Annotated in this window: 23 protein-coding genes and 3 pseudogenes; 11 read left to right on the top strand and 15 right to left on the bottom strand. The window is 64.3% G+C overall.

The window, feature by feature from the left end:
- The first annotated feature begins 16 nt into the window (after window positions 1-16).
- Complete coding sequence (gene mnmA / locus ACRHIG_RS05175; RefSeq protein ID WP_489629551.1) at window positions 17-1,138, top strand: tRNA 2-thiouridine(34) synthase MnmA; 1,122 nt, start codon at window positions 17-19, stop codon at window positions 1,136-1,138.
- Here the strand turns inward: mnmA and ACRHIG_RS05170 are convergent.
- The 3 genes from ACRHIG_RS05170 to ACRHIG_RS05160 all read right to left on the bottom strand — a co-directional run bounded on the left by ACRHIG_RS05170 (window position 1,135) and on the right by ACRHIG_RS05160 (window position 3,204).
- Entirely contained in the window at window positions 1,135-1,542 is a 408-nt protein-coding gene (locus ACRHIG_RS05170) for a response regulator (protein WP_077409312.1), read from the bottom strand. The genes mnmA and ACRHIG_RS05170 overlap by 4 nt on opposite strands.
- A 145-nt stretch (window positions 1,543-1,687) precedes the next feature.
- Complete coding sequence (locus tag ACRHIG_RS05165; protein ID WP_076571923.1) at window positions 1,688-2,461, bottom strand: 5'-3' exonuclease; 774 nt, start codon at window positions 2,459-2,461, stop codon at window positions 1,688-1,690.
- Window positions 2,462-2,532: 71 nt separating this feature from the next.
- The gene (locus ACRHIG_RS05160) at window positions 2,533-3,204 is read right to left on the bottom strand and encodes a glutathione S-transferase (protein WP_475414149.1); all 672 of its coding nucleotides are present in this window, start codon (window positions 3,202-3,204) and stop codon (window positions 2,533-2,535) included.
- A 136-nt stretch (window positions 3,205-3,340) separates the two neighbouring features.
- Here ACRHIG_RS05160 and ACRHIG_RS05155 point away from each other — a divergent pair.
- The 5 genes and pseudogenes from ACRHIG_RS05155 to ACRHIG_RS05135 all read left to right on the top strand — a co-directional run bounded on the left by ACRHIG_RS05155 (window position 3,341) and on the right by ACRHIG_RS05135 (window position 9,000).
- Window positions 3,341-4,431, top strand: a pseudogene (locus ACRHIG_RS05155) (YjgN family protein).
- A gap of 36 nt (window positions 4,432-4,467) precedes the next feature.
- Window positions 4,468-5,445: a M48 family metallopeptidase gene (locus ACRHIG_RS05150; protein ID WP_489629550.1), complete on the top strand. Its 978-nt coding sequence runs from the start codon at window positions 4,468-4,470 to the stop codon at window positions 5,443-5,445.
- A 223-nt stretch (window positions 5,446-5,668) separates the two neighbouring features.
- Window positions 5,669-7,278: pseudogene (locus tag ACRHIG_RS05145) on the top strand (FMN-binding glutamate synthase family protein).
- A gap of 181 nt (window positions 7,279-7,459) precedes the next feature.
- Window positions 7,460-8,503 carry a beta-N-acetylhexosaminidase gene (gene nagZ / locus ACRHIG_RS05140; RefSeq protein WP_489629549.1) on the top strand — a complete coding sequence of 348 codons (1,044 nt, stop codon included), beginning with the start codon at window positions 7,460-7,462 and terminating at the stop codon, window positions 8,501-8,503.
- Entirely contained in the window at window positions 8,503-9,000 is a 498-nt protein-coding gene (locus tag ACRHIG_RS05135) for a hypothetical protein (protein ID WP_489629548.1), read from the top strand. The genes nagZ and ACRHIG_RS05135 overlap by 1 nt, the downstream gene beginning before the upstream one ends.
- 45 nt (window positions 9,001-9,045) lie before the next feature.
- Here ACRHIG_RS05135 and ACRHIG_RS05130 read toward each other — a convergent pair whose 3' ends face one another.
- Complete coding sequence (locus ACRHIG_RS05130; RefSeq protein WP_489630744.1) at window positions 9,046-10,026, bottom strand: oxidoreductase; 981 nt, start codon at window positions 10,024-10,026, stop codon at window positions 9,046-9,048.
- Between the two features lie 138 nt (window positions 10,027-10,164).
- Between ACRHIG_RS05130 and ACRHIG_RS05125 the strand changes: the two genes are divergently transcribed.
- Window positions 10,165-11,085, top strand: a complete 921-nt coding sequence (locus tag ACRHIG_RS05125; protein WP_489629547.1) for an AraC family transcriptional regulator — start codon at window positions 10,165-10,167, stop codon at window positions 11,083-11,085.
- Between the two features lie 34 nt (window positions 11,086-11,119).
- Here the strand turns inward: ACRHIG_RS05125 and ACRHIG_RS05120 are convergent, their stop codons facing one another.
- The 4 genes from ACRHIG_RS05120 to ACRHIG_RS05105 all read right to left on the bottom strand — a co-directional run bounded on the left by ACRHIG_RS05120 (window position 11,120) and on the right by ACRHIG_RS05105 (window position 13,836).
- Entirely contained in the window at window positions 11,120-11,290 is a 171-nt protein-coding gene (locus ACRHIG_RS05120) for a hypothetical protein (RefSeq protein WP_489629546.1), read from the bottom strand.
- 72 nt (window positions 11,291-11,362) lie between these two features.
- On the bottom strand, window positions 11,363-11,638 hold the full coding sequence (locus tag ACRHIG_RS05115; protein WP_489207978.1) for a DUF6587 family protein: 276 nt from the start codon (window positions 11,636-11,638) through the stop codon (window positions 11,363-11,365).
- Window positions 11,639-11,647: 9 nt separating this feature from the next.
- A complete protein-coding gene (gene feoB / locus ACRHIG_RS05110) occupies window positions 11,648-13,549 on the bottom strand; it encodes a ferrous iron transporter B (protein ID WP_489629545.1) in 1,902 nt (633 codons plus the stop codon).
- A gap of 2 nt (window positions 13,550-13,551) precedes the next feature.
- Window positions 13,552-13,836, bottom strand: a complete 285-nt coding sequence (locus ACRHIG_RS05105; RefSeq protein WP_475414157.1) for a FeoA family protein — start codon at window positions 13,834-13,836, stop codon at window positions 13,552-13,554.
- A gap of 404 nt (window positions 13,837-14,240) precedes the next feature.
- Here ACRHIG_RS05105 and ACRHIG_RS05100 point away from each other — a divergent pair, with 404 nt between their 5' ends.
- Window positions 14,241-14,456: a (2Fe-2S)-binding protein gene (locus ACRHIG_RS05100; RefSeq protein WP_034745611.1), complete on the top strand. Its 216-nt coding sequence runs from the start codon at window positions 14,241-14,243 to the stop codon at window positions 14,454-14,456.
- An 8-nt stretch (window positions 14,457-14,464) separates the two neighbouring features.
- On the top strand, window positions 14,465-15,175 hold the full coding sequence (locus ACRHIG_RS05095) for an energy transducer TonB (protein WP_489629544.1): 711 nt from the start codon (window positions 14,465-14,467) through the stop codon (window positions 15,173-15,175).
- 225 nt (window positions 15,176-15,400) lie between these two features.
- Here ACRHIG_RS05095 and ACRHIG_RS05090 read toward each other — a convergent pair whose 3' ends face one another.
- Window positions 15,401-16,081, bottom strand: a complete 681-nt coding sequence (locus ACRHIG_RS05090; protein WP_489629543.1) for a Fe2+-dependent dioxygenase — start codon at window positions 16,079-16,081, stop codon at window positions 15,401-15,403.
- A gap of 423 nt (window positions 16,082-16,504) precedes the next feature.
- Between ACRHIG_RS05090 and bfr the strand changes: the two genes are divergently transcribed.
- A complete protein-coding gene (gene bfr, locus ACRHIG_RS05085; protein ID WP_489629542.1) occupies window positions 16,505-16,981 on the top strand; it encodes a bacterioferritin in 477 nt (158 codons plus the stop codon).
- Between the two features lie 181 nt (window positions 16,982-17,162).
- Here the strand turns inward: bfr and ACRHIG_RS05080 are convergent, their stop codons facing one another.
- The 6 genes and pseudogenes from ACRHIG_RS05080 to ACRHIG_RS05055 all read right to left on the bottom strand — a co-directional run bounded on the left by ACRHIG_RS05080 (window position 17,163) and on the right by ACRHIG_RS05055 (window position 24,630).
- Complete coding sequence (locus ACRHIG_RS05080; RefSeq protein ID WP_489629541.1) at window positions 17,163-18,491, bottom strand: MFS transporter; 1,329 nt, start codon at window positions 18,489-18,491, stop codon at window positions 17,163-17,165.
- Complete coding sequence (locus tag ACRHIG_RS05075) at window positions 18,488-19,672, bottom strand: alpha-amylase family glycosyl hydrolase (RefSeq protein ID WP_489630743.1); 1,185 nt, start codon at window positions 19,670-19,672, stop codon at window positions 18,488-18,490. The genes ACRHIG_RS05080 and ACRHIG_RS05075 overlap by 4 nt, the downstream gene beginning before the upstream one ends.
- Window positions 19,615-20,307, bottom strand: a complete 693-nt coding sequence (locus ACRHIG_RS05070; protein ID WP_489629540.1) for an alpha-amylase family glycosyl hydrolase — start codon at window positions 20,305-20,307, stop codon at window positions 19,615-19,617. Before ACRHIG_RS05070 ends, ACRHIG_RS05075 begins: the two co-directional genes overlap by 58 nt.
- 68 nt (window positions 20,308-20,375) lie before the next feature.
- Complete coding sequence (locus ACRHIG_RS05065) at window positions 20,376-22,670, bottom strand: TonB-dependent receptor (RefSeq protein ID WP_489629539.1); 2,295 nt, start codon at window positions 22,668-22,670, stop codon at window positions 20,376-20,378.
- Between the two features lie 310 nt (window positions 22,671-22,980).
- Window positions 22,981-24,009: a LacI family DNA-binding transcriptional regulator gene (locus ACRHIG_RS05060; RefSeq protein ID WP_070220621.1), complete on the bottom strand. Its 1,029-nt coding sequence runs from the start codon at window positions 24,007-24,009 to the stop codon at window positions 22,981-22,983.
- Between the two features lie 7 nt (window positions 24,010-24,016).
- Window positions 24,017-24,630: pseudogene (locus ACRHIG_RS05055) on the bottom strand (glutathione S-transferase N-terminal domain-containing protein).
- Between the two features lie 277 nt (window positions 24,631-24,907).
- Between ACRHIG_RS05055 and purB the strand changes: the two are divergent.
- Entirely contained in the window at window positions 24,908-26,287 is a 1,380-nt protein-coding gene (gene purB, locus ACRHIG_RS05050; RefSeq protein WP_489629538.1) for an adenylosuccinate lyase, read from the top strand.
- Window positions 26,288-26,421 lie beyond the last annotated feature (134 nt).

Genomic DNA, 26,421 nt, shown 5'->3' with positions numbered 1-26,421 from the left:
TACACTGGAAAGCAAGATGAGCAAGAAGAAAGTCGTGATCGGCATGTCGGGCGGGGTCGATTCCTCGGTCGCGGCATGGATGCTGAAGGAACAAGGCTATGAAGTCATCGGCCTGTTCATGAAAAACTGGGAAGATGACGACGATTCGGAATACTGCTCCACGCGCCAGGACTGGATCGACGCGGCCAGCGTGGCCGACGTCATCGGCGTCGATATCGAAGCCGTCAATTTCGCCTCCGAATACAAGGACCGCGTGTTCGCCGATTTCCTGCGCGAGTACCAGGCCGGCCGCACGCCGAACCCGGACGTGCTGTGCAACGCCGAAATCAAGTTCAAGGCCTTCCTCGACCACGCCATGACCCTGGGCGCCGACCTGATCGCCACCGGCCACTACGCGCGCGTGCGCCAGGCGCCGACCGATGCGGGCCGCTATGAACTGCTCAAGGCCGTCGACGCCAGCAAGGACCAAAGCTACTTCCTGCACCGCCTGAACCAGGCGCAATTGTCCAAGACCTTGTTTCCGCTCGGTGAAATCCCGAAGACGCAGGTGCGCCAGATCGCCGAGAAGCTGGCCTTGCCGAACGCGCAGAAGAAGGATTCGACGGGCATCTGTTTTATTGGCGAACGTCCGTTCCGCGAATTCCTGAACCGCTACCTGTCGTACAAGCCGGGACCGATGAAGACGGCCGACGGCAAGACCGTGGGCGAACACGTGGGACTGAGTTTCTATACGCTGGGTCAGCGCAAGGGCATCGGCATCGGCGGCGTGAAGTCGTACCAGAACGCGGACGGCAGCAGCGACGCCTGGTATGTGGCGCGCAAGGATATCGCCAACAACACCCTGTGGGTAGTGCAGGGCCACGACCACCCGTGGCTGCTGTCGCCGGCCTTGAGCGCCGACCAGGCCAGCTGGGTCGCCGGCACGGCGCCGCAGGCGGGCGCCTTGAGCGCCAAGACGCGCTACCGCCAGGCCGACGTGGCTTGCCAGCTGCTGCCGGAGGGGAATGAACACTTCGGCCTGGCCTTCGACCAGGCGCAATGGGCCGTCACGCCGGGCCAGTCGGCCGTGCTGTACGACGGCGACGTGTGCCTCGGCGGCGGCATCATCGCCAGCGCGACGGGCCTGGCCGGCGTCTAGGAATTGCCTTGCGCAGCGGCGGCCAAGGCCTGCTGCTTGCGCACCATGGCGATCACCGTATTGCGCACGGTTTTCAGGACCGTGTCGGCCATGAACGGTTTCACGATGAAGCCCGACACGCCCATGGCGTGGGCCGCCTGCAGCGAGGCGGCGTCGATGCCGCCCGAGACCATGAAAATGAGCGTCTTCGGATACTGGGCGCGGATGGTCTGCACCACATTCGTCCCGTCTTCCACCTGCTCGCGCGCGATGCAGACGAAATGCGGATGGTGCTTGACCAGCAGCGCCAGCCCCAGCGCGCTGGTATGCGTCTGCCCGCAGACATCGTAGCCGCCATCGGTCAGGACCGTGTTCAGCAGGCCGCGCGCCACGGCGCTGCTGTCGATCAGGACAGTCTTTAACATCATGATTACATCCCTTGCTTGATTTTCTATTGCGAGTTCCACTCAGAGAGCGCCCATCAAAATGCTCAGGGCTAGGCGCGTTGCCGAAGGCAGTACGAATGTACGACGAGGCAAGGCAACAACGCCATGAGCTTTTTTGGGCGCTCTACTTTTCCCACGCCAGCTTGTTCCAGGTGACGCCCAACGTCACGTCGGTCTTGAGTTCGACCAACTTTCTTGAAAGATACAGTATTTCCCGCTCTTTTCGCAGGCTTTCGCCCAGCGCGCCGGGCAAAATCCCCGCGCCGGCCATCACGGCGTCGATATTGCCGTAGGCACGCAACAGTTTCGCGCCCGTCTTCAGGCCGATCTTCGACACGCCGGGAATGCTGTCGGTGACATCGCCCATCAGCGCCAGCAGGTCGGGCAGCAGTTCCGGCGGCACGCCGAACTTCTTCTCGACCCAGGCGCGGTCGTGCCAGATGCCCTTGAAATGGTCCCATACCAGCGCGCCGTGGGCGATCAGGCCATGCAAATCCTTGTCGGTGGTGGCGATGACGGCCGCGCCGCGCCCCTCGTGCAGCCAGCGCATGACGGCCGTGCCGATCACGTCGTCGGCCTCGACCTCGGGAATGCTGACCACGTGCATGCCGAAGCTGGCCAGGGTGGCGTAAAAGCCGGGCAAGGCGTCGCGCAGCACTTGCGGCATGGGCTGGCGCCCCTCGCGGTAGCCGGCATACAGGGCGTGGCGCCAGGTCGGGCCGCCGAAATCGAAGGCGGGCAGGATGTGCGTTGGTTCGTGGTCGTTGATCAGCGTACGGAACGACGACAGCGCATGGCGCAGCGCGATCTCCGCCTTCAGGTCGGAATCGGGTTCAGGACTGGCTTCGTAGACGCGGCGTACGATATTCAAGCCGTCGATAGCGAGGAGTCTGGCCATGCGGTAAGTGGATACTGGTTGAATCGGGCATTTTACCGTATGGCGCCCCGCGCATAGCCCGTCAACGCCGCTTACTTTGCGAAATCGTACGGTCCGCCTTTTTCCAGCGCACGCTGGTAGGCAGGCCGCGCGTGGATGCGCTGCAGGAAGGCCGTCAGCTTCGGCAGGCGCTCGTCGAGTCCGCCGCGCATGGCCGCCGCTTCCAGCGGAAAGCTCATCTGGATGTCGGCCGCCGTGAATTCATTGCCGGCAAACCATTTGCTTTTCTCCAGTTCCGCTTCCATGTAGGCCAGCTGGCTGTTGATATTGGGCAGGATGAAGCTGCTCTTGACCTTGCCGGCGATGCCGCGCGCGACCGGTTTGACGAAAAACGGCATCGGCGACGATTCGACCTTGTCGAACACCAGCTTCATCAGCAGCGGCGGCATGGCCGAGCCTTCCGCGAAATGCAGCCAGTAGGTCCAGCGCAGCTTCTCGGGCGTGCCCGCCGCCGGTATCAAACGGCCATTGCCGTAGCGCTCGACCAGGTAATCGATGATGGCGCCCGATTCGGCGATGGTGTTGGCGCCGTCCGTGATCACGGGCGACTTACCCAGCGGATGCACGGCCTTCAGCGAGGCGGGCGCCAGCATGGTTTTCGGGTCGCGCTGGTAGCGCTTGACCTCGTAGTCGAGGCCCAGCTCCTCGAGCAGCCAGAGCACGCGCTGCGAGCGCGAATTGTTCAGATGGTGGACGACGATCATGGCGATTTCCGTTGGCAATGGTTGAGTCCCAGTATAGCCGGGCGCTGCGTACAGGGCGCGCGCCGCTCCGATTCGGCCATTCAGACAAAATATATTACGCCTGAACAATATTTTTATTGACAACTTCTTGACAATCATGCATCTTAATTCTTTTTCAATTGCAAGGATTCCTGGCGTGGATATCGACACCAACAACCCGAACACCCAGCGCGAAGGCATTACCTTCAGCGCCACCGGCAGCGAATACTTCCGTATCTGGATCGTCAACCTGCTGCTGAGCATCGTCACCCTGGGCATTTATTCCGCCTGGGCCAAGGTGCGCCGCAACCGCTATTTCTATTCCAGCACCCACCTCGCTGGCAGCAGCTTCGAATACCACGGCAATGCCGTCGCCATCCTGAAGGGCCGCATCGCGGCCGTGGTATTGATCGGCGGCTACAACATCGCCTTCCAGGTCTCGCCCATCGTCGGCCTGATCATGCTCGTGCTGATGATGGCCGTGCTGCCATGGCTGGTCTGGAAAAGCCTGCAGTTCAAGCTCTACAACACCAGCTACCGCGGCATCCGCTTCGGCTTTGACGGCAGCGCCAGGAAGCCTACAAATACTTCCTGTGGCTGCCGATCCTGAACACCTTCACGGCTGGCCTGATGACGCCGTTCCTGCACCAGCGCCTGAAGCGCTTCCAGCACACGCAGAGCCGTTTCGGCAGCAGCAATTTCAGCTTCGACGCCACGGTGGGCAGCTTCTACAAGACCTATTTGCTGTTCTTCGCCCTGCTGCTGGCCGGATTCCTGGTCCTGATCTTTGTCGTCTTCGCCAGCGTCTTCGCCACCTTTGCCACCGATGCCAATGATGTCACCAAGGCCGGCAGCATCTTCGGCGCCGTGGCCGCCCTGTATGCGTGGGCCTTTATCGTGCTGCCGCTGTTCCTGACCATGATCCAGAACCTGATCTGGAACCACACGCGCCTGCAGCAGCACCAGTTCCAGTCGCAGCTGACCTGGGGCCGCACCACCTTCGTCATGCTGACCAACCTGCTCGGTATCGTCGTCACCCTGGGCCTGTTTTCGCCATTCGCCCAGGTGCGCTGGCTGAAGTACCGCCTGGAAGCGACATCGATGCTGGTGCATGGCAGCCTGGGCGCCTTCGTCGCCGCCACCGGCGAGCAGGTCTCTGCCACGGGCGAAGGCATGGTCGACCTGCTGGACTTCGACCTGTCGCTGTAGCATGACGCTCGATCACCAAGCGCCGGGCGCGGCCCCGTGCCCGCGCGCTATTTCGACGGCCAGACCTCGCGCCTGTACCACGTCACGCTCAGCGTGCACGATGGGATGGCCGTGCTGGCCGGCGACATCGCGCGCAGCTGCCCGCTGGGCGAGCTGCACGTGTCCGAACGCAGCAGCCACGCCGTGCGCAAGGTCAGCTTTCCCGACGGCGCCTACCTGGAGATCGCCGACCAGGCGGCCTTCAACAGTCTGCTGCACGACACGGGCCACCGCGACGGCTGGGTGGTGCGGCTGCAGCAAAGCTGGCGCGGCGCCCTGCTGGCCACGGTCGCCACCGTGCTGGCCCTGTGGCTCAGCTATCAGTACCTGCTGCCCGTGGTGGCGAAGGGGGTCGCGTATGCGATTCCCCAGTCCGTCGAGCGCCAGCTGGGCCAGGGCGTGCTCGATTTCCTCGACGGCCACGTGTTTGAGGCAAGCAAGCTCGATGGCAAGCGCCAGCAAGCCTTGCGCGCCCGGTTCGCGCGCCTGGCCACGCCCGGCGACAGCACGCCCGAACACCGCATCGTTTTCCGCAAGAGCAAGATCGGTCCGAACGCGTTCGCCCTGCCGTCGGGCGACATCGTGCTGACCGATGAAATGGTGGAACTGATGCCGGACGACGATGCCATCATGGGCGTGCTGGCGCATGAACTGGGCCATTTGCAGCAGCGCCACCTGACGCGCCGCCTGATCCAGACCTCGGCCGTGGGCGCCGGCGCGGCGCTGCTGTTCGGCGACGTCTCGACCGTGGTGGCGACCTTGCCGCCGCTGCTGCTGGACCTGAAATACTCGCGCGACGTGGAGCGCGAGGCGGACGACTACGCGATCGCCATGCTGCGCCAGAACGCTATTCCACTGGAACACCTGGCGCAGGTGTTTGTCGCCCTGGGCAAGCTGGACGAAGGCACGCCGTATCTGTCGAGCCATCCGGCCAGCACCGAACGGGTCGAGCGCATCCGCGCCGCACAACGGTGAACACCTGACCAAACCTACTGCGCGTCGCGCTTTGCGGCCGGCGATGCTCACCGTACTAAAGTACGGTTGCGCTTCTCGGCCACAAATCACTGCCGCTCGCTACGGTTTTGTCAGGTGTCGCATGCGTGGATAGCATCGCTCCAACCGCACACTTTCCCATTCAGCAAGATCCACAAATCACCGGTACACTCAGCAATATCAGTCTGACTTCCCCGGAGTGCCCATGCACCTAGTACCATTTCGCTACCTGACCTTCATTGCGACGGCAGCCATCTTTGTCCTGTCCCTGTTCTACTACGACCATTACTGGCTGCCCGTGCTGGCCGGTGCCCTGACCCTGGTCGGCATCAGCGACCTGCTGCAAACCAAGCGCGCCCTGCGCCGCAACTATCCCATCCTCGCGCATTTCCGCTTCTTTTTTGAGAGCATCCGCCCCGAAATCCGTCAGTATTTCCTGGAAAGCGACAGCGAGGCGACGCCGTTTTCGCGCAGCCAGCGCAGCATCGTCTACCAGCGCGCCAAGGAGCAGACGGACAAGCGCCCGTTCGGCACCCAGCTCGACGTGTATGAGGCGGGCTATGAATGGATCAACCACTCGATCGCCCCCGCCAAGGTCACGGGCCACGACTTCCGCATCGAGATCGGCAACCATCCGGACTGCCCGCGCAATAAGCCGTATTCGGCCAGCGTCTTCAATATCTCGGCGATGAGCTTTGGCGCCCTGTCCGCCAACGCCATCCTGGCCCTGAACGGCGGCGCGCGCAGCGGCGGCTTTATGCACGACACGGGCGAAGGCAGCATCAGCCCCTACCACCGCGAAAACGGCGGCGACCTGGTGTGGGAAATCGGCTCCGGCTACTTCGGCTGCCGCAATCAGGACGGCACGTTTTCGGAAGAGCGCTTCATCGCCAACGCCAGCTCGGAGCAGGTCAAGATGATCGAGCTGAAAATGTCGCAGGGCGCCAAGCCGGGCCACGGCGGCGTGCTGCCCGGCCCGAAAGTGACGATCGAGATCGCCACCACGCGCGGCGTGATGGTGGGCGAGGATTGCGTCTCGCCGGCCGCGCACAGCGCCTTTTCCACGCCGATGGAAATGCTGCACTTTATCGACCGCCTGCGCAATCTCTCCGGCGGCAAGCCGACGGGCTTCAAGCTGGCCATCGGCCATCCGTGGGAATTCTTCGCCATCGTGAAAGCCATGCTGGAAACGGGCATCACGCCCGACTTCATCGTCGTCGACGGCAGCGAAGGCGGCACGGGCGCCGCGCCCTGGAATTTACGGACCACGTGGGCACGCCGCTGCAGGAAGCGCTGGTGCTCGTGCATAACACCCTGGTGGGCGCCAACCTGCGAGACAGGATCAAGATCGGCTGCTCGGGCAAGATCATCACGGCCTTCGACATCGCCCGCCTGCTGGCGCTGGGCGCCGACTGGTGCAATTCGGCGCGCGGCTTCATGTTCGCGCTGGGCTGCATCCAGTCGCAAAGCTGCCACACTGACCGCTGTCCCACGGGCGTGGCCACGCAAGACCCGCAGCGCCAGCGCGCGCTGGTGGTATCCGACAAAATCGCCCGCGTGGCGCACTTCCACCAGAACACCATGAAGGCGCTGGCCGAGCTGATCGCCGCCGCCGGCCTGGCGCATCCGCAGGAACTGCGTCCGCACCACCTGGTGCGGCGCATCTCGCCGAACCAGGTGAAACTGGCGTCGGCCCTGCTGCCCTTCCTGGAAGCGGGCCAGCTGCTCGACCCGAGCCAGCTGCCGCAGTTGCCGCCCGTGTTCGGCCTGTACTGGCCCAAGGCGCAATCGGCCTCGTTCCAGCGCCTCGATTGATGGGGTGCTTGCGCAAGTGCATTAATACCACTTAATAACCACTTGCGCAAAAACCCAAATCCAATACAATACCAAAACAAGTACAAAACCAAGGCAGCTTTTCCGGTGACCGCCACGATGCGCCACCACGGTGCCAGAATACGTATGCCGTCGTCACAATCAATACCGGAGGAGTTGCAGCATGGAGCAGGGTTTGCGCGAGAAAATAGGACAGTTGTTCATGGTGGGCTTCGACGCCCTGCAGGCGGACGAGCATATCAAGACCTTGATACGCGAAAAGAAGGTAGGCGGCGTGATCCTGTTCCGCCGCAACGTGCACACGCCCGCGCAAGTGTCGGCCCTGTGCCGCGAACTGCAGGAGATCAATGCGGAAGTGTCCGACATCCCGCTCTTGATCTCGATCGACCAGGAAGGCGGCATGGTGATGCGCATCGAGCAGGGCGTCACGCCGATTCCCGCGGCGATGGCCTTCCAGGCGGCCGGCTCCATCGAGGACTGCGAACGCATGAACCAGATCAGCGGCGATGAAATGCGCCAGGTCGGCATCAATATGCTGCTCGCCCCCGTGCTGGACGTGAACAACAACCGCAACAACCCCGTCATCGGCGTGCGCGCGTATGGCGAGGATGCCGCCACCGTCATCGACTACGGCATGGCAGCCATGCGCGGCCAGCGCGCCAGCGGCGTGGCCGTGACCGCCAAGCACTTCCCCGGCCACGGCGACACGGCCATCGACACGCATTACGCCATGGCGCTGGTCCCGCACGACAAGGAACGCCTGCGCGCCGTGGAACTGGCGCCCTTCCGCGCGGCCATTGCCGGCGGCGTGGACGCCATCATGACGGCGCACGTGGTCTTCCCTGCCTTCGAAGCCGACACCAGCGTGCCGGCCACCCTGTCGAAGGGCGTGCTGACGGACCTGCTGCGCGACGAGTTGAAATACCGGGGCGTCGTCATCACCGACTGCCTGGAAATGGCGGCGATTGCCGACGGCATCGGCATCGCCCAGGGTGCCATCGCCACCCTGCAGGCGGGCGCCGACATCGTCCTCATCTCGCACCGCGAAGCGCAGCAGACGGCGGCCATCGAGGCCGTCATCGTCGCCGTGGAGCGGGGCGACATTGCGCTCTCCCGCATCGACGCGGCGTGCGCGCGCGTGGCGGAACTCAAGCGCAACCGTGCCGTGCGCGACTGGCGCACACGCCCCTCGCCCCGCCGGCGCTGATGCAGCCGGCCGCCATGGCCCTGTCGCAGCTGCTGCAAAAAGCGGCATTGCGCGTGCAGGGCGACTACCGCCCGCTCGACGCGGGCCTGCCCGTGACCCTGCTGACGGTGGAAGTGCGCTCGCGCAGCGAGATCGACGAAGTGGCGCTGGGCCGCAACAAGGAAGCGCGCAGCTCGATGCTGCCGGCCCTGCTGGAAGCGGGCCTGGATGTGCGCGAATACGCCTTGTCGGCCGAGGCGCTGGACGACGAAGTCGACGAGGCCATCGCCTTTGCGCAAGGCGCGGGGCAGATCGTGCTGCAAACGTATAACGCCATGTTCGTCGACGGCCAGCGCCGCCTGATCGACGCCCTGCCGCACGACAAACTGTGGCTGGTGGCGGGCCGGCTGCCCTACGACCTGGACCTGGCGCCCCACGCGCAAGGCCGCCTGGCCGCCTTCGGCTGCCGCCCGGCCGCGCTGGTGCCGGTCGTCGACAAGCTGGCCGGCAAGGCGTAAATCCACGCCGCCGTCATGCACATGCCGGGCACTGCCCGGCATTTTTTATGCCGCGTCGCAATCGAAGCGCATGCCCGTCATCTGCTCGCTCTGCGCCCATAGCCGGCGTGCCTGCGCGGGATCGGCGGCCCAGCGCCGCACGCCCGGCCCCGTGCTGTCGTCCGCCACCAAGGTAGCGATATCGCAATCCTCGCAATACACGCCGCCCAGACCATCGAGCTGCGCGCTGGTGGCGCACCAGACGGCGGTGGCCGCGCCCTGCGCCACATTCTTGAAACCCGATTGCGGCGGTGAATTCACCTGGCCCTCGTCATCGAGCGCCCCGACCCGGCGCAAGTCGTCGAGGTCCAGATGGCGCACCAGCGGCGTCAGGATGGCGCCCGGATGCAGCGAAAAGGCGCGCACGCCGTGCGTCGCGCCGCGCCGGTCCAGCTCCAGGGCAAACAAGGCATTCGCGCTTTTCGACTGCGCATATGCGCGCCATTTATCGTACGGCTGGCGCAGGAAATGCGGGTCGTCCAGGTGGACGGCAGCCTGCCGGTGTCCCAGCGACGACACGCACACGACGCGCGCGCCTTGCGCCTGCCGCAGGGCGGGCCACAGGCGTGCCGTCAGCTGGAAATGCCCCAGGTGATTCGTCGCGAACTGCCCCTCGTAGCCGCGCGCATCACGCAGCAGAGGCGTGGCCATGATGCCGGCGCCGTTGACCAGCACGTGCAAGGCGCGGCCGGTGGCAAGAAAGGCGGCGGCAAAGGCATCGATCGATTGCGGATCGAGCAGGTCGAGCGCGGCGACCTCCACGCCGGCCATGCCATCCAGGGCCGCTTGCGCCTGATGTGGGTCGCGCGCCGGCACCAGTACCTTGGCGCCGGCACCGGCCAGCACGCGCACCGTTTCCAGCCCCAGGCCCGACGCGCCGCCCGTGACGATGGCCTGCACGCCGGACAGGTCGCGCCCGGCCAGCGCCTCGGTGGCGGTCGTGGCGGCATCAAAGCCGGAGCGCAGGGGAATTTGTTGCTTGTTGATGCTGTCCATGGGATCTGCCTTTGCAAGTGACGCCAGTCCGAATGGCTGGCGAGATGGATATGTTGCGCGCAAAGAACTGGACTGTGAATGGCGTAAAATCTTCAATACTATCGCCATCGTCCAGAAATGAGCCCCACCATGGATTTGCTCTCCGATGTACTTTCGCTGTTTGATACGCGCAGTTCCTATTTTGCCGGCCTGAAGGCGGGCGGCGACTGGGCCATCGACTTTCCGCCGCCGGACGGCATCAAGTTCAACGCCGTGATCGAAGGCGGCTGCTGGCTGACGGTCGCGGGCATCGACGCTCCCGTACAACTGCATACAGGCGACTGCTTCCTGCTGGCGCAGGGGCATGCGTTCACCCTGGCCAGCGCACCCGGCTTGCCGGCCGCGCCGGCGCTGGAAGTGTACCGGCACGCGCAGCACGGTGTGGCCCGCCACGGCGCGCCACAGCACGATTTTTTCCTGATCGGCGGACGCTTCAGCTTTGGCGACGAGGCGGCCATCCTGCTCGACTGTCTGCCGCCGCTGCTGCACGTGCGCGGCGACACAGACCAGGCCGGCGTGCTGCACTGGGCCTTGCAACGCCTGGCGCAGGAGCTGCAGGCGACGGCGCCCGGCGCGGCGCTGATGACGCGCCACCTGGGCCACATGATGCTGCTGCAGATGCTGCGCCAGCATCTGGCAGCGCAGGCCTCGCACCCGGCAGGCTGGCTGTTCGCGCTGGCCGATCCCCGGCTGCGCGCGGCCATCGAAGCCATGCATGCGCAGCCGGCGCAGCGCTGGACATTGGCGCAGCTGGCCGCCGTCGCGGGCCAGTCGCGCTCCGCCTTTGCCCTGCACTTCAAAACCAGGGTGGGCGTGACGCCGCTCGGCTACCTGCTGCGCTGGCGCATGCGCCTGGCCACGCGGCGCCTGAAGGACAGCGGCGCGCCCATCGCCTCGATCGCGCAGGCGCTGGGCTACGATTCGGACAGCGCCTTCAGCCACGCCTTCAAGCGCGTCATGGCGTGCTCGCCGCGCCAGTACCGGCTGCGCCACGCGGGCATGCAGGCGTAAAAAAACCCGCAATGGCGGGTTTTGAAAAACGGGGTCAGGGTGGCGGCACGGGCGGCACGGGCGGCAGGGCCGCTACCGCCAGCAAGGCAAAGGGGCCGAGGAACAGGCCGATGCCGAACCACAGTCCCCCGTGGCGGCCGCGCCGGCTGGCCAGCAGCCAGGTGGCGACGGCAAACAGAAACATGAAGATCAACAGTATCGCCATTGCCACTCCTTGCCATGCGAAAAGCCCAGTGTAGCCCACGGGCGCACCCGTGGCTACACTGCAATACAGGCTTTAGCGCTGTACCTGCATCAGGATCACGCGCTTGCTGCTGCCGTCGGCCGGCGGTGTATTTGACGGCGGCGGCGGGCTGTCGCAGGAGCCGCAGGAACCACAGCCGCTGCCGCAGCCCGGCGCCACCTTGAAGAAGGCCGACAGCTTCGCCTCATCGAGGCCGCAGCGCACCAGGCCGCGCACGATGGCGCGGCGCACGCCGGCCGGCAGGTACTTGGTCGAAAAATGCAGCAGCGCGGCGGCGACGATCAGGGCGACGATGAGGGTTTGCCACATGGTTTTCTCCTAAGCGCTCAGCATCAGGGCGACGCGGTACGTGATGAACGAGGCCGCATACGCCAGCGCGAACATATAGCCGGCCATCAGCAGCGGATAGCGCCAGCCGCCCGTTTCGCGTTTCACGACGGAGAGGGTCGACAGGCACTGCGGCGCGAAGACGTACCAGGCCAGCAAGGACAGCGCGGTGGCCATCGACCACGAATGGGCGATCAGCGGCTCCAGCGTGGATGCCAGCGCGTCGCCCGTTTGCGACAAGGCGTATACGGTGCCCAGCGCGCCGACGGCCACTTCGCGCGCCGCCATGCCCGGCACCAGCGCGATGCAGATCTGCCAGTTGAAGCCGATGGGCGCGAAGACCACTTCCAGGCCGCGGCCCAGGATGCCGGCCAGGCTGTAGTAGATGGGCGGATGGATCGCGTTGTCCGGCGCGCCGGGGAAGGTGCTGAGGAACCACAGGATGATCATCAGGCTCAGGATGATGGTACCGACGCGCGTGAGGAAGATCTTCGCGCGCTCCCACAGGCTGACGGCCAGGTTGCGCAGATGCGGCCAGTGGTAGGCCGGCAGTTCCAGCAGCAAGGGCTGGTTGCCGCGCACGCCCATGCTGCGCTTCATGACCCAGGCCACGGCCATGGCCGAGATGATGCCGGCGAAGTACAGCACGAACAGCACCAGGCCTTGCAGGCTCAGATAGCCCCACACCTGGCGCTCCGGGATGAAGGCGGCGATGATCAGCGCGTACACGGGCAGGCGCGCCGAGCACGTCATCAGCGGCGCGATCATGATGGTGACGAGGCGGTCGCGCGGATTCTGGATGGTGCGCGCCGCCATCACGCCGGGAATGGCGCAGGCAAAGCTCGACAGCAGCGGAATGAAGGCGCGGCCCGACAGTCCCACGCCGCCCATCAGGCGGTCCAGCAGGAAGGCCGCGCGCGGCAGGTAGCCGCAGTCTTCCAGGCTCAGGATGAAGAAGAACAGGATCAGGATCTGCGGCAGGAATACCAGCACGCTGCCGACGCCGCCGATGATGCCTTCCACCAGCAGGCTTTTCAGGTGGCCATCGGGCATGTTCGCCGTCAGCACGGCGCCCAGGTGGCCCACGCCGTCCGTGATCATTTCCATCGGCGTGGCGGCCCAGGCAAACACGGCCTGGAAGATCAGGAACATCAGCACGGCCAGGATGATGGGGCCGAAGACGGGGTGCAGCACCACGTCGTCGATCTTTTCCGTCAGGTTGCCGCTGTCGCGCGTGTCGTTGCTGACGGCGGCCAGGATGCGGCGCACTTCGCGCTGGGTCTCTTCGACGCTGACGGCGTCGATGGCCGCCAGCGGTTTCGCTTCCACCGCAGGCAGCGGCAGCATGGCGTCGATGGCGTCGAGCAGGGCTTTTTCGCCATCGTGCTGCACCGCGACGGTTTCCACCACGGGCATGCCCAGTTCCTGCGACAGCCTGGCCGTGTCGATGAGCATGCCGCGCTTGCGCGCCACGTCCGTCATGTTCAGCGCCAGCAGCATGGGCAGGCCCAGGCGCTTGACTTCCAGCACCAGGCGCAAATTCAGGCGCAGATTGGTGGCGTCGACGACGCAGATGATGGCGTCCGGACGCGGGTCGCCGCGGCGCAGCCCGCCCACCACGTCGCGCGTGATGGCTTCATCGGGCGTGGTAGCCGACAGGCTGTAGGCGCCCGGCAGGTCGAGCACGCGCACGGGCTTGCCGGCGGGCGAGGTGAAATGGCCTTCCTTGCGCTCGATGGTCACGCCGGCGTAGTTCGCCACTTTCTGGCGCGCGCCCGTCAAACGGTTGAACAGGGCCGTCTTGCCGCAGTTCGGATTGCCCAGCAAGGCGATTTGTGGCTGGTGCGGCGGCTTGTGCGCGCCCGCTTCCACGATAGTTTCGACAGCACCCATGGTTATTCCGATTGAGACAGCGGTTGAATCGTGATCAGCGCCGCTTCGAAGCGGCGCAGTGCGAACGTGGCATTGCCGACCTTGATGGCCAGCGGATCGCCGCCGGGAATGCCGCGCTTGAGCATGCGGATGCGTTCGCCGGGAACGAATCCCAGCTCCATCAACCGGCGGACGAGGTCGACGCCGTCTTCCGTCTGTCCTGCCGCGTGGGGCGTGATATGCAACACCGTGCCGCTCTGGCCGACTGCCAGCGCGTCGAGCGTCATCATGGGTGGAACTAGAGTCATGAGCAAATTCCGTTCAAATTAAGAACACCGGGACAGACTGCTGCGCCTGGCGCATGTCCTGATGTTGTGAGGTAAAACGCAACTGTTGCGCATTACCGACAAGCGGCCTTTCAATGTGTCCGGACGGCGACCGTCCGAGACAATACCAGCATTATAAACATGAATGCGAATTGTTTTTATTTAGCCCGGAGAGCCGCCCCCATCAAGGGCTGCGCCATGCGCGCAAAGCGCATGGCAAGCTGCCGGGCCAGGCCGCCAACTGCCGCACACTTGATCAAAATCGCTTGCATTGTCCTGCACTTTGCGCGACAATGAAACGTAATGATAATGATTCTCATTAAAACACTAGCAACAATGCTTCACGGTACTAGTGTCTGTTCATCCTCCAGCCAGAAGGTGTATCAATGATTGTATGTGTCTGCAACAACATATCTGATCGTGAAATCCGTCAAGCCGTCGATCTTGGCCTGTCCAGCATGGCCGAACTGCGCCGCGACCTGGGCGTGGCCACCTGCTGCGGCAAATGCCACACCTGCGCGCGGGAAGTGCTGAACGATCACCTGAACGCCACCGTGGCGCTGCAAGAAACCGTATTGATGCGAGCTGTACTGACAAACTAAAGAAAGCGATGAACGCCATGACGATGATGCCCCCGCCCGTAACGGTGCAGGCCGTGCAGCAATTTGCCGACTTCGACAAGAAGCGCAACAAATTCGCGCCGCTGATGGCCATCGTCGTCCTGCATATCGCCGGCTTCTACGCCATCCAGAGCGGCCTGCTGAGCCGCGTCGTCACGGCGGCCATGCCGACCATCACGACCATCAGCATCATCGCCCCGCCGGCGCCACCGAAACCGCCGGCGCCGTCCGTACCGAAAACCGTGGAACTGAGCGCACCCGTGCCGCGCGCCGTGATCCCGCCGCTGCCGCTGATCGCCGTGGCGCCGAGCGAACCGACGATCACGCCGCCGCAGCCGACGCGCGCCGAAGCGGCACCGGTCGCCACCGCCGCGCCGACGGCGCCAGCGGCACCGGCGCCGACGCCACCGGCGCCAGCGACGCCGCGCACCGTCAGCAGCGTCGAATACATCAAGGCGCCGCAGCTGATCTACCCGAATCTGTCGCGCCGCCTGGGCGAAAGCGGCACCGTGGTGTTGCGCATCCTGATCAATGAAAAGGGCTTGCCCGAGCAAATCCTGATCCAGAAATCGACCGGCTACACGAATCTCGACGAAGCGGGCCGCCAGGCCGCGCAGCGCGCGCTGTTCAAGCCCATGATCGAAAACGGCAAGCCCGTGCCCGTGTACGTGCTTGTCCCCCTGACCTTCCAGCTGAGCTAGCCTTCCTGCGGCCCTAGGGCCGCTGCCAGCCCGCAAGCACCGCACCCTGTGCCCTGCTTGCTTTTTTGCGCCCGTTTTTAGTCAAGCGATTTGCTTGTTTCAGTCTGCCAGCCTACATCCCCGGGCCAGGCAGACTTTTTTTGCCCGTACTGCCCCAGGGGTCAGACCCTCAACGCCGCCAACGCAAGGTTCAGCGCCAACTTCACCGGGGGTCTGACCCCAGCCTTACATCTCCGCCCACATGCGCAGCAAATTATGATAATGCCCCGTCAGTCCCACGGTGGCCGGCGAATCGCCATGCTCTGCGCGCACGCTCTGGATGTTTTGATCGAGCTCGAACAGCATGCTGCGCTTCCAGTCCTCGCGCACCATGCTTTGCGTCCACAGGAAGGAGCAGATGCGCTCGCCGCTGGTGACGGGCAGCACCTGATGCACGCTGCTCGACGGATACACGATCACATCGCCGGCCGGCAGTTTCACTTCGTGCGTGCCGTAGGAATCGACCACCACCAGCTCGCCGCCCTCGTACTCGTCCGGCTCGCTCAGGAACACGGTCGACGAGACGTCGGCGCGCATCGACTGCATGCCGTTTTTCGGCGTGCGGATGGCGCCATCGATATGCAGGCCATAGTGCTCGCCGCCCGCATAGCTGTTGAAGAAGGGCGGCAGGATGCGCAGCGGCAGCACGGCGGCAAAGAACAGGGGATGGGCCATCAGCGCGCGGCTGACGATCTCGCCCAGTTCCAGCGCCAGCGGCGACCCCTCTGCCAGCTGGCGGTTGCGCTTGACTTGCGCGCCTTGCGCCCCGACGCTGGCGCGCCCGTCGACCCAGTCCGTCTGCGCCAGGCGCTGGCGAAACTGCGTCACCTGTTCCGGCGTCAGCACGCCGGGTATATGCAGCATCATCTTGCTATCCTTTTTTCAGTAAATATCGCTGCCTGATTATCGCATCGCCGGCAGCGGCCAAGAAGCTACAAAAGCAAGAATGGCCCAACATTTCCCGCCTGTTCAGCGCGGTCATGCACGCGATCCGGCGGCGCCAAAAGCGGGCCAGAAACGCGAATGAGAATGGCCTTCATTTTCCTTAACAAATAAAAAACGGAAAAAACTGGCAATCCACTTGAGAATGGGTTTTATTCGCACGATATTTACGTTAAAAAGACGGAAAAATGCCGTTTAGCACCGGAAATCGCGCCTATTTTGCGCTATCATGCGGACATAGCGAAACCGGCAACCTGCGCGCCACCAGGCAGCCCTGCGCCACCCGGCAGTGAACGCCAGCAGCCTGCGGTTTCATCATCGAACGCGACACAGAACAAAGGAATTCCCATGAAGGGCGATAAAGAAGTCATCCGCATGCTCAATGCACAGCTCACCAACGAACTGTCGGCCATCAACCAGTACTTCCTGCATGCGCGCATGTACAAGCACTGGGGCCTGGAAAAGCTGGGCAAGAAGGAATATGAAGAATCGATCGGCGAAATGAAACACGCCGACAAGCTGATCGACCGCATCCTGATGCTCGACGGCCTGCCTAACCTGCAAGCGCTGCACAAGCTGCTGATCGGCGAAAACACGCCGGAAATGCTGGAATGCGACCTGAAGCTGGAACGCGCCGCGCACACCACCGTCAAGGAAGGCATCGCCATCAGCGAAAAAGCGGGCGACTACGTCTCGCGCGACCTGTTCCTGATGATCCTGGAAGACACGGAAGAGCATATCGACTGGCTCGAAACGCAGATCGACCTGATCGCCAAGGTCGGCATCCAGAACTACCTGCAAAGTCAGATGGCGATTGAAGAGTAATGAGGACACCTGCCAAAACCTACTGCGCGTCGGCATAGGCGGCCTGCGATGCTCACCGTACTAGAGTACGGTTGCGCTTCTCGACCACCTCTTCCTTCCGCTCGCTACGGTTTTTGTCAGGTGTCGTAACATCATTAGTGGAACAAGAAAAACCGGCAATTGCCGGTTTTTTCGTCCGTCCTCAAGTCTTTGTGGCCTGCGACGGGCGCAGCTTGACGAACAGCACCGCCACCGCCGCGCACAGCAGCAGGGCGCCGGCCAGCCGGATGACGTTCTCCGGATTGCCACCCAGCCAGCTGCGGTAATACAGGGGCAGGGTGAATATCTGGATGATCATCGGGATGACGATGAACATATTGAAAATGCCCATGTAGACACCCGTGCGCTCGGGCGGAATGCAGCCGGCCAGCATGATGTAGGGATTGCCCATGATGCTGGCCCAGGCCAGGCCCACGCCCAGCATGGGCAGCAACAGCAGCGCCGGACTGTGGATCAGCGGGATGCTCAGCATGCCCACGCCGGCCGCGCACAGGCACAGGCTGTGCATGCGCTTGGGGCCGAAGCGGCGCGTGAACGGCACCAGCGCAAAGGCGGCGACAAAAGCGACGAAATTGTAGAACGCGCCCACCTGCCCGTTCAGCAGCCCCGCGTCGCGAAAACCTTGCGACGCGGGATCCGTCGTGTGAAACAGGGTCGCCGCCAGCGACAGCGCGATGTACTGCCAGTAGCAGAACAGGGCGTACCACTGGAACAGGTTGACGAGGGCCAGCTGCTTCATCGTCGGCGGCATGTCGCGCAGGGCCGCGCCGATATCGGCCAGCGTATGCTGCCAGCCCGGCGGGCGGCTGCGGATGGCCGCCAGCTCGGCCGCCGTGAGCGGATTTTCCGGCGTCGTCTTCAGGGTCCACAGCACCGAGGCGAGCGAGAACACGGCGCCGATCAGGAAGGCGGCGATGACGATGTGCGGGATATGGCTGCCATTGACGGCATCCTTGTTCATGCCCAGCATGACCAGCAGCGACGGCGTCAGGTAGGCCAGCGTTTGCCCCAGCCCCGTAAACGCGCTTTGCGTGAGAAAACCCAGCGAGTGCTGCTTCTTGTCGAGCTTGTCGCTGACAAAGGCGCGGTACGGCTCCATCGTCACATTGTTGGCCGCGTCGAGTATCCACAGCAGGCTGGCGGCCATCCACAGGGTGGGACTGAACGGCATGGCCAGCAGGCCCAGGCTGCACAGGATGGCGCCGATCAGAAAATAGGGCGTGCGGCGGCCCCAGCGCGTCACCGTGCGGTCGCTCATCGCGCCGATCAGCGGTTGCACGAGCAGCCCCGTCATGGGACCGGCAAGCCACAGGTACGGCAGGCTCGCCTCATCGGCGCCCAGGTATTTATAGATGGGGCTCATGCTGCTTTGCTGCAGCCCAAAACTGAACTGGATGCCGAAAAATCCGACGTTCATGTTGACGATCTGCCAAAACGACAGATGCGGACGCTGCGCGCTGGCGTTGCTCATGCTGGCTCCCGATCTTGCTCCCGCTCCAGCCACAGCATATGCCATGGCTGCAGGCCTACCGTGCCGGCCAGCACGCTGCCATCGAGGCTGTTGCGCCATTCGCCCGCGGGCAAAGTGAAACGCTGGCTGGCGCCGCTGAAGTTGCTCAGGTTGAGAAATCCGTCGCCGCGCAGCAGCGCCAGCACGGCCGGCGCATCGGCCTGCATCACGCTGCGCGGCGCGGCGGCGGCCAGGGCAGGCAAGCGCCCGCGTACGTCGATCAGCTGGCGCAGCGCCAGGTACAGCCGGCCGCTGGCGCTCACGCCATCGTGGCGCCATGCCAGCAGGCTGTCGTCGAACGCGGGGCGCTGCAGCCAGCGGCTGTCCATCGCCCGGTCGGCACGCTGCGTGTAGCTGTGATCGTTGGTCATGCCCAGTTCATCGCCCATGTACAACACGGGCAAGGCGCCAAAGCTCAATGCCAGGCCATGCAGCAGCAGCAGGCGCCGCAACGCATATTCCTGCTCCTGCACCGTGACGGCGCTTTCCAGGCCGGCCAGCGAGGCGGCCATGCCGTTGCTGCCATGCGCCCTGTCGGCGCTGCTGCTCTGGAAGGCGGCGCCGCGCGCATAGCTGCCGGTGGCGCCGGCAAAGAACTGCGCGATGCGCGCCAGGCGCGCCGGTCCGTCCGCGCCCGCCTCATTGAGCAGCACGTTCCAGCCGATGTCGTCGTGGCAGCGCACATAACTGAGCCAGCTTGCGGCCGGCGGCAGCGGCGGCGTAGCCGCGATCACCTGCTGCAGCAAATCCGTGCTTTCCTCCGCCAGCGCGCCCCAGCCGGCGGCCATCAGGCTGCTGTGATAGGCGATATGGCACTCGGGCGCCGCATCGCTGCCAAAGTAGGCGGGCAGCTTGGGCGTGGGCACGATGGCTTCGGCCTTGAGCAGCACGCCCGGCGCGACGATGGCGGCAATCGCCCGCAGGGCTTGCAGCAGGCTGTGGGCTTCGGGCTGATTCATGCAGTCCGTGCCGTCGCGCTTCCACAGGAAGGCCGTCGAATCGAGGCGGAACACTTCGATACCCTTGTTGGCCAGGCCCAGCATGGCGCCGGCCATGGCCGCGAAGACGGCCGGATTGGCGTAGTTCAGATCCCACTGGTACGGATAGAACGTGGTCCAGACCCAGCGCTGGAGTTCCGGCACGAACGTGAAATTGCCGGGCGCCGCCTGCGGAAAGACCTGGCCCACGGTGCGCTCGTAGCGGTCCGGCTGCACGCGGTCGGGATAGGTGTGGAAAAATCGCGCAGCAGCGCGTCGCCCGCCTTGGCGCCCAGCGCCCAAGCATGGTCGTCGGCCACGTGATTGAGGATCAGGTCCGAGCACAGGCTGATGCCGGCCGCGCGCAGCTGCGCCGTCAGCGCCAGCAAGTCGGCATTGCTGCCCAGGGCGGGGTCGACTTCCTCGAAGCTGGCGACGGCAAAACCGCCATCGCTTTCGCCGGCGCGCGCACGCAAGAACGGCAGCAGGTGCAGATACGTCACGCCCAGTTCGCGCAGATGGGCAATGCGCGCCGCCACGCCCTGCAGATTGCCGCCGAAGCGCTGCACGTAGGCGCTGTAGCCCAGCATGGACTGGCTGGCAAACCAGTCCGGATGTTCTTCGCGCTGCGCATCCTGCCGCAGCAGCGCCGGCGCGCGCGCCGCATACAGCCGCCCCACGCTTTCCATCAGATCGCCCAGCCAGGGCAGGAAATCGGGCCGCTGGCCATACAGGCTGCCCAGGCGGTCGAGCAAGACCGCCTCCTGGCGCGCATAGCGGCGCGCCGCATCGGCGCGCAAGTGCGTGGGGAGCGGCGCCAGCAGGCGCGCCAGGGGCTGCGTATCGACATCATGAATCCTATCCTTGCTTAAAATGCGTATTTCAGGCTGACCTTGACGGCGCGCCCCGTGATCGAGCGGGCCGCATGGCCATCGCCCTCGACTTCCGTATAGCCGATCTTGTTGAGCAGATTGTTCGCCGTCAGCGCCACCTGCATTTGCGGCGTGAGCTGGTAATTGACGAAGGCGTTGAGCACCTGGTAGGCGGGCAAGGTGATCGTGTGCGCATCGTCGCCCCACGACTTGCCCGTGCCGACCAGGCTGGCGCCCAGGGTGGCGGCGCCCCACTCATAGGTGGGCGCGATCTGGTACACGACGCGCGCCTGGCGCCGCGGCGTATTGCCGATCAGCGCCACGTCGGCCGCCGCCGTGCCCGTGATCTCGGCATCCGTGAACGTCAAGCCGCCGTTGATGCGGAAGTCGCCGGCGCTGTAGGCCGCTTCCAGTTCCACGCCCTTGGCTTCATAGCTGTTGGCCGTGCGCAGCTGGGTGGTCGCTTCGTAATTGCTTTCCCTCGTCTTGGCCTGGAACACGGTGACGAAGGTACTCAGGGGACCCTGACGCCATTTCACGCCACCTTCGAGCTGGCGCACGGTGTTGATGGCGACCGGCACGCTGCCATCGAGCGGCGTGCCGAACAGGATGCGGTCAGCATTGAAGGCCACGCCTTCACTGACGCGGGCAAACACGGCCAGGCTGGCTTGCAGCTTGTAGTTCGCGCCCAGCGAGTACGACGTGTGGCCCAGGGTGTAGTCGACCTGCTGCACCGTCGACAGCAGGTACGCTTGCGCGCCGGTGGCGATATTGGCCATGCCGCTGGCATGCTGGCGGTCGCGCCGCAGGCCGCCGTCGAGGTTCAGCGCGCCGCTTTCCCAGGCCAGGTTCAGGTAGGGCGAGGTCGTGCGGTATTCCATGTCGACGGCGCGCGAACAGCAGGCGCCGAAGGCCGGGCCGATGTAGCCGGGCGTGCCGCTGGCCGCTTGCAACAGCGCCGGCTGGTCGCCCGTGGCCTGCATCAGGTATTCATTGAAGTTCCAGGTCAGGCCCAGCTTTTGCTGCGACAGGTACAGGCCGGCCGTGGTGGTCAGCTTGCCGCTGTCGAGCACGAACGTCCTGGCCAGCTTGGTGTCGCTCAAGATATTGCTGGCGTCGTCGATGGACGTGTTGAACACCACGGCGGAAAACGCGCGGCCGATGTAGGGCTTGCCCCGATTCGGGCCGCTGGCAAACACATAGCTGCCGTCGCTGCCGTTATTCGACGGGAAGACGCCGATGAAGCGCCCCGAATTGTCGGCGTAGCGGAAGTTTTCGCTCACGCTCCAGCCCTGCCCCAGCTTGAACGATGCCTCCAGGCCCACGGTATCGCTTTTGACGTGCAAGCCGTCGTTGACGCGGGTGGCCACGCGCTGGTTATCCTTGTTCAGCACCATGTCGGGCACCCAGTACGGCGAATAGAAGCTGGCCTTGCGCGGGTCGATGCCGGCGATTTCCCCGATGCGGCCATCGCGCACGCTGACCGGCACCGGCAAGGCCGTGGGCGACTGGTCGTCGAGGTGCTTGAACGACAGGCGCACGAAGCCGCTGTCGAATTCATGCGTGACATTGCCGCGGATCTGACCGCCCCTTTCGCTGTTGACGCCACTGTGGCGGATGCCTTCGCCCGTGCGCCAGGAGCCGCCGATGAAGAAGCGCGTGCGCTCCGACACCGGCGCGCCATAGTCGAAGTCGACCCTCGTCTGGTCGTAGCCCAGGCCGCGGCTGATGGCCACGCTGCCGCCCTTCTCCTTGCCGTTCTTGCTGATGAAATTGATGATGCCGCCCGGCGAATTGGTGGCCAGGGTGGAGGCCGAACCACCGCGCACCACTTCCAGGTGGTCGAGCGTGGAATCGATCTTGACGAAGCTGTCGGGCGTGGTGAAGTTGAAGTCGCCGAACTGCAGCACGGGCAAGCCGTCTTCCTGGATCTGCACATAGCGCGCGCCGCCGGCGGAAATGGGCAGGCCGCGCACGGTGATGTTGGCATTGCCTTCGCCGCCCGAAGACTCGGCCCGCAAGCCCGGCACCGAGCGCAGGACTTCGGCGGCGCTGGTCGGCGCATTGTGCAGGATGGTATCGAGCTCCATGCTGCTGACGGAATTGCTCGATTTCATTTTGGACGTGCCGCCGGTGGTGCCCGTGACCACGATACGTTCCAGGTTCAGGCCATCGGCAGGGGCGGCGCTGGCGGTGTCGCCGGCCGATTGCGCCTGGGCGGCGCCCAGCTGCAGCATGGCCAGGGCGACGGCTGCGGCCATGCCGCCGCGTTGAGCAGTACGTGTCTTCATCTTGTCTCCAGTGTTGTATGCCGATACGTCGAGGTATCGGCTTGTTATGAGTCCTGGCCGCCGCATGCCGTGTCGCGCTGACTGGGCCGGTACGTCATTATTCAACGAATAAGAATTTATTGCAATCGATTGCAATCGAGCACTGCAACATGAAAATGTTGTTGTTTTTAAGAGAAAAACACGGGCAACATAGAGGAAAACAGGCGGAATGTCAGGCGAATTCAGCCTTTTTTATGCTGCTGCGCAGCATAAAAATAACGGGGGAAATTTGAATTTATTGCAATCGGTTGCAATGACTGACAACGGTGCTTCAGCGGCCCGAGGCGCGTACGATCAGCTCGGTTGGCAATTGCCGGGATGGCGCAGGCGCGCCGTCGACCAGCGCCAGCAGCGAAGCCACCAGCGCGCGTCCGGCAGTACGGATCGGCTGGCGCACGGTGGTCAGTGGCGGATGGAAATACGCGGCCAGTTCGATATCGTCGTAGCCGACCACGGCCACCTGTTCCGGCACGGCCACGCCGCGCGCACGCAGGGCGTTGATGGCGCTCATGGCCAGCAAGTCGCTGCAGGCAAAGATGGCGTCGAACGGCAATTGGCGGTCCAGCAGTTCCTGCACGTCCGTCGCGCCGCCCTGCGGCAGGAAGGAACCGGCCACGTACAGTTGCGGGTCGGGCGCCAGTCCCTGCGCGGCGAGCGCCTGCGCATAACCCTGGTGGCGCTGCGCCACTTCGGGCAGCTTGGCGTCGCCAAAGAAGGCGATGCGCCGGCGCCCCGCCGCCAGCAAGTGTTCCGTGGCCAGCCTGCCGCCCGCGACGTTATCGCCGCCGACGGTGCAATACAGCTGCTGCGGCAATTGCGCGCCCCACACGACGATGGGCACCTGGCGCGCGGCCAGCTGGTTCAGTTGTTCATGGTGGCGCCACTGGCCGATCAGGATGATGCCGATCACGCGGCCGCTATCGAAGGACTGGGCCGCCGCATCGAGCGTTTCGGCATCGACGCGTGAAATGAGCATGTCGAAGCCCTGCTCCGTCAGCGCATCGGCCAGGCTGCCCAGCATGCTCAGAAAGAAAGGATCGGACAGGTGCTGGCGCGTGGCCGCGTCATACGGCACCACCACGCCCACCGTGCGGTTCTGTTTCAGGCGCAGGTTTTGCGCGCCGATATTGATGGAATACTTGAGCGAACGGGCCAGCGCGATGACGCGCGCGCGCGTTTCTTCATTGACCAGCGAACTGCCGCTCAGCGCGCGCGACACGGTCGACGTGGACACACCGGCCAGGCGCGCGATATCGGCCATCTGCAGGCGCTGCTGCGCCTTCGAGTCGGAACCGGTCATCGTGCGCTCACTGCGGCACGGTGTCCTTGAACGATGGCCGTTCGGACAGTTTGTCGAACAGGCGCGCCAGCGCCGGGTGCTCCGCGCGCCAGTCGATTTCCGGGAAGCGGAAGCTGAGCCAGCCCAGGGTACAGCCCACGGCCACGTCGGCCAGGGTGTAGTTCTTGCCGGCGCAATACGCGCTCTCGCCCAGGCGCGCCTCGAGCGCGGCCAGGCCCAGCGTGACCTTGTCCAGCTGGCGCGCGATCCAGGCGGCGCTTTGCTGCTCGGGCGGGCGCTGCGTGCGCTCCAGGCGCACCAGCACGCCCGCGTCGAGGATGCCGTCGGCCAGCGCTTCCCAGTTCTTGATATCGGCCCGCTCGCGGCCATTGCCGCCGGCCGGCAGCAGTTTACAGACGGGCGTGAGGGTGTCGAGGTATTCGACGATGACGCGCGAATCGATGAGCGCGCTGCCATCTTCCATCACCAGGCAGGGCACCTTGCCCAGCGGGTTGGCCTGGGCGATGCGGGTTTCCGGCACCCACACGTTTTCCAGCTCGAAGACATAGTCGAGCTTTTTTCCGCCAGCACGATACGGGCTTTGCGGACATACGGGCTGGCGAGGGAACCGATCAGTTTCATAGGTACTTTAAGGTAAGGAGCAGCGCTCAGTATAGCATCGGCGGCAGCCGCCTTTTGGCGGCACGCACCCGGCGCACCGCCCAGTGTGGCAGGCATGCCGCATCGGGGGCGGATTCGGCCAAAATGGGAGGCGCCGGCAGCCGACGGACGGCTGGCAGGCCCCCAGCGGTGGTAAAATCGCCCTTTAATGTGGCGCCGTCAGTGTTGCTGTATTGCAATAGCCCTACCCTCCCCGCGCGCCACACGCCAACCGTTTCTTTAACTTGCGTCCGCTCTCATGACTTCTACTACTCCGTATTCCACGCTGTCGGCCCTGTCTCCGCTCGATGGCCGCTACGCCAGCAAGACCGATCTGCTGCGCCCGATCCTGTCCGAAGCCGGTTTCATGCACCACCGCGTGAAAGTGGAAATCTCCTGGCTGCAAGCGCTGTCGCAAGCCGGTTTCGCCGAAATCAAGCCGTTCTCGGCCGAAGCGAACGCCCTGCTCGACAAGATGGCGGCCGACTTCTCGGAAGCCGACGCGGCCCGCATCAAGGCCATCGAAGCGGTCACCAACCATGACGTCAAGGCCGTCGAATACTGGCTGAAGGAACAAGTGGCGGACGTGCCGGAACTGGTGGCGGCGTCGGAATTCATCCATTTCGCCTGCACCTCGGAAGACATCAACAACACCTCGCACGGCATGATGCTCAAGGCCGCGCGCGACGGCGTGATGCTGCCGGCATTGAACGGCCTGGTGGCCAAGCTGACGCAGATCGCGCACGACAACGCCGATGTGCCGATGCTGTCGCGCACGCACGGCCAGACGGCCAGCCCGACCACCCTGGGCAAGGAATTCGCCAACGTCGTGGCCCGTTTGCAGCGCGCCGTGAAACGCATCGAACAAGTGGAAATCCTCGGCAAGATGAATGGCGCCGTCGGCAACTACAACGCCCACCTGTCGGCCTACCCCGGCTTCGACTGGCCCGCATTCTCGCAGGCCGTCATCGAACAGCGCCTGGGCCTGGTCTTCAACCCGTACACCATCCAGATCGAACCGCACGACTACATGGCCGAGCTGTTCGACGCCTTCGCGCGCGCCAACACGATCCTGCTGGACCTGAACCGCGACATCTGGACGTATGTCTCGCTGGGCTACTTCAAGCAAAAGCTGAAAGCGGGCGAAATCGGCTCGTCGACCATGCCGCACAAGGTCAACCCGATCGACTTCGAAAATTCGGAAGGCAACCTGGGTCTGGCCAATGCCGTGCTCAAGCACCTGTCGGAAAAACTGCCCGTCTCGCGCATGCAGCGCGACTTGACCGATTCGACCGTGCTGCGCAACATCGGCGTGGGCCTCGGCTACACCCTGCTGGCGTATGACAGCTGCCTGCGCGGCCTGAACAAGCTGGAAGTGAACCACGCGCGCCTGGCGCAAGACCTGGACGCGACCTGGGAAGTGCTGGCCGAACCCGTACAAACCGTGATGCGCCGCTATGGCATCGAAAACCCGTACGAGCAGCTGAAAGAGCTGACGCGCGGCAAGGGCATCTCGAAAGAGGCGCTGCAAACCTTCGTCAATGGCCTGGCCATTCCGCAGGATGCCAAGGACGTGCTGCTGACCATGACACCGGGCAACTACATCGGCATCGCGGCGCAATTGGCCAAAGCCATCTAAGCCGTTTCCACATGGGGATCGTCCGATCCCGCTCCCGCGGGGCGGCCAGCATACAAATGCTGCCCGCCCCGCGGTTTTTCCCGCACTCTTTCTTGTAGAATCTCCAGCACGCAGCGCAATTTGCTTTTCTTTGG

The sequence above is a fragment of the Janthinobacterium sp. C22 genome, assembly GCF_057919405.1.
The sequence above is the reverse complement of the archived record's forward strand: the minus strand, read 5'-3'. Positions and strand labels throughout refer to the sequence as shown.

Excerpts from the sequence above, each read along its gene's own strand:
- ACRHIG_RS05080 (WP_489629541.1), bottom strand. The coding sequence starts at position 18,491 with ATGAGCAACGCCAGCGCGCAGCGTCCGCATCTGTCGTTTTGGCAGATC.
- feoB (WP_489629545.1), bottom strand. The coding sequence starts at position 13,549 with ATGGGTGCTGTCGAAACTATCGTGGAAGCGGGCGCGCACAAGCCGCCG.
- ACRHIG_RS05105 (WP_475414157.1), bottom strand. The coding sequence starts at position 13,836 with ATGACTCTAGTTCCACCCATGATGACGCTCGACGCGCTGGCAGTCGGC.
- ACRHIG_RS05060 (WP_070220621.1), bottom strand. The coding sequence starts at position 24,009 with ATGACCGGTTCCGACTCGAAGGCGCAGCAGCGCCTGCAGATGGCCGAT.
- ACRHIG_RS05065 (WP_489629539.1), bottom strand. The coding sequence starts at position 22,670 with ATGAAGACACGTACTGCTCAACGCGGCGGCATGGCCGCAGCCGTCGCC.
- ACRHIG_RS05170 (WP_077409312.1), bottom strand. The coding sequence starts at position 1,542 with ATGTTAAAGACTGTCCTGATCGACAGCAGCGCCGTGGCGCGCGGCCTG.
- ACRHIG_RS05165 (WP_076571923.1), bottom strand. The coding sequence starts at position 2,461 with ATGGCCAGACTCCTCGCTATCGACGGCTTGAATATCGTACGCCGCGTC.
- ACRHIG_RS05100 (WP_034745611.1), top strand. The coding sequence starts at position 14,241 with ATGATTGTATGTGTCTGCAACAACATATCTGATCGTGAAATCCGTCAA.
- purB (WP_489629538.1), top strand. The coding sequence starts at position 24,908 with ATGACTTCTACTACTCCGTATTCCACGCTGTCGGCCCTGTCTCCGCTC.
- ACRHIG_RS05095 (WP_489629544.1), top strand. The coding sequence starts at position 14,465 with ATGAACGCCATGACGATGATGCCCCCGCCCGTAACGGTGCAGGCCGTG.
- ACRHIG_RS05125 (WP_489629547.1), top strand. The coding sequence starts at position 10,165 with ATGGATTTGCTCTCCGATGTACTTTCGCTGTTTGATACGCGCAGTTCC.
- ACRHIG_RS05160 (WP_475414149.1), bottom strand. The coding sequence starts at position 3,204 with ATGATCGTCGTCCACCATCTGAACAATTCGCGCTCGCAGCGCGTGCTC.
- ACRHIG_RS05090 (WP_489629543.1), bottom strand. The coding sequence starts at position 16,081 with ATGATGCTGCATATACCCGGCGTGCTGACGCCGGAACAGGTGACGCAG.
- ACRHIG_RS05135 (WP_489629548.1), top strand. The coding sequence starts at position 8,503 with ATGCAGCCGGCCGCCATGGCCCTGTCGCAGCTGCTGCAAAAAGCGGCA.
- ACRHIG_RS05115 (WP_489207978.1), bottom strand. The coding sequence starts at position 11,638 with ATGTGGCAAACCCTCATCGTCGCCCTGATCGTCGCCGCCGCGCTGCTG.
- mnmA (WP_489629551.1), top strand. The coding sequence starts at position 17 with ATGAGCAAGAAGAAAGTCGTGATCGGCATGTCGGGCGGGGTCGATTCC.
- ACRHIG_RS05120 (WP_489629546.1), bottom strand. The coding sequence starts at position 11,290 with ATGGCGATACTGTTGATCTTCATGTTTCTGTTTGCCGTCGCCACCTGG.
- bfr (WP_489629542.1), top strand. The coding sequence starts at position 16,505 with ATGAAGGGCGATAAAGAAGTCATCCGCATGCTCAATGCACAGCTCACC.
- nagZ (WP_489629549.1), top strand. The coding sequence starts at position 7,460 with ATGGAGCAGGGTTTGCGCGAGAAAATAGGACAGTTGTTCATGGTGGGC.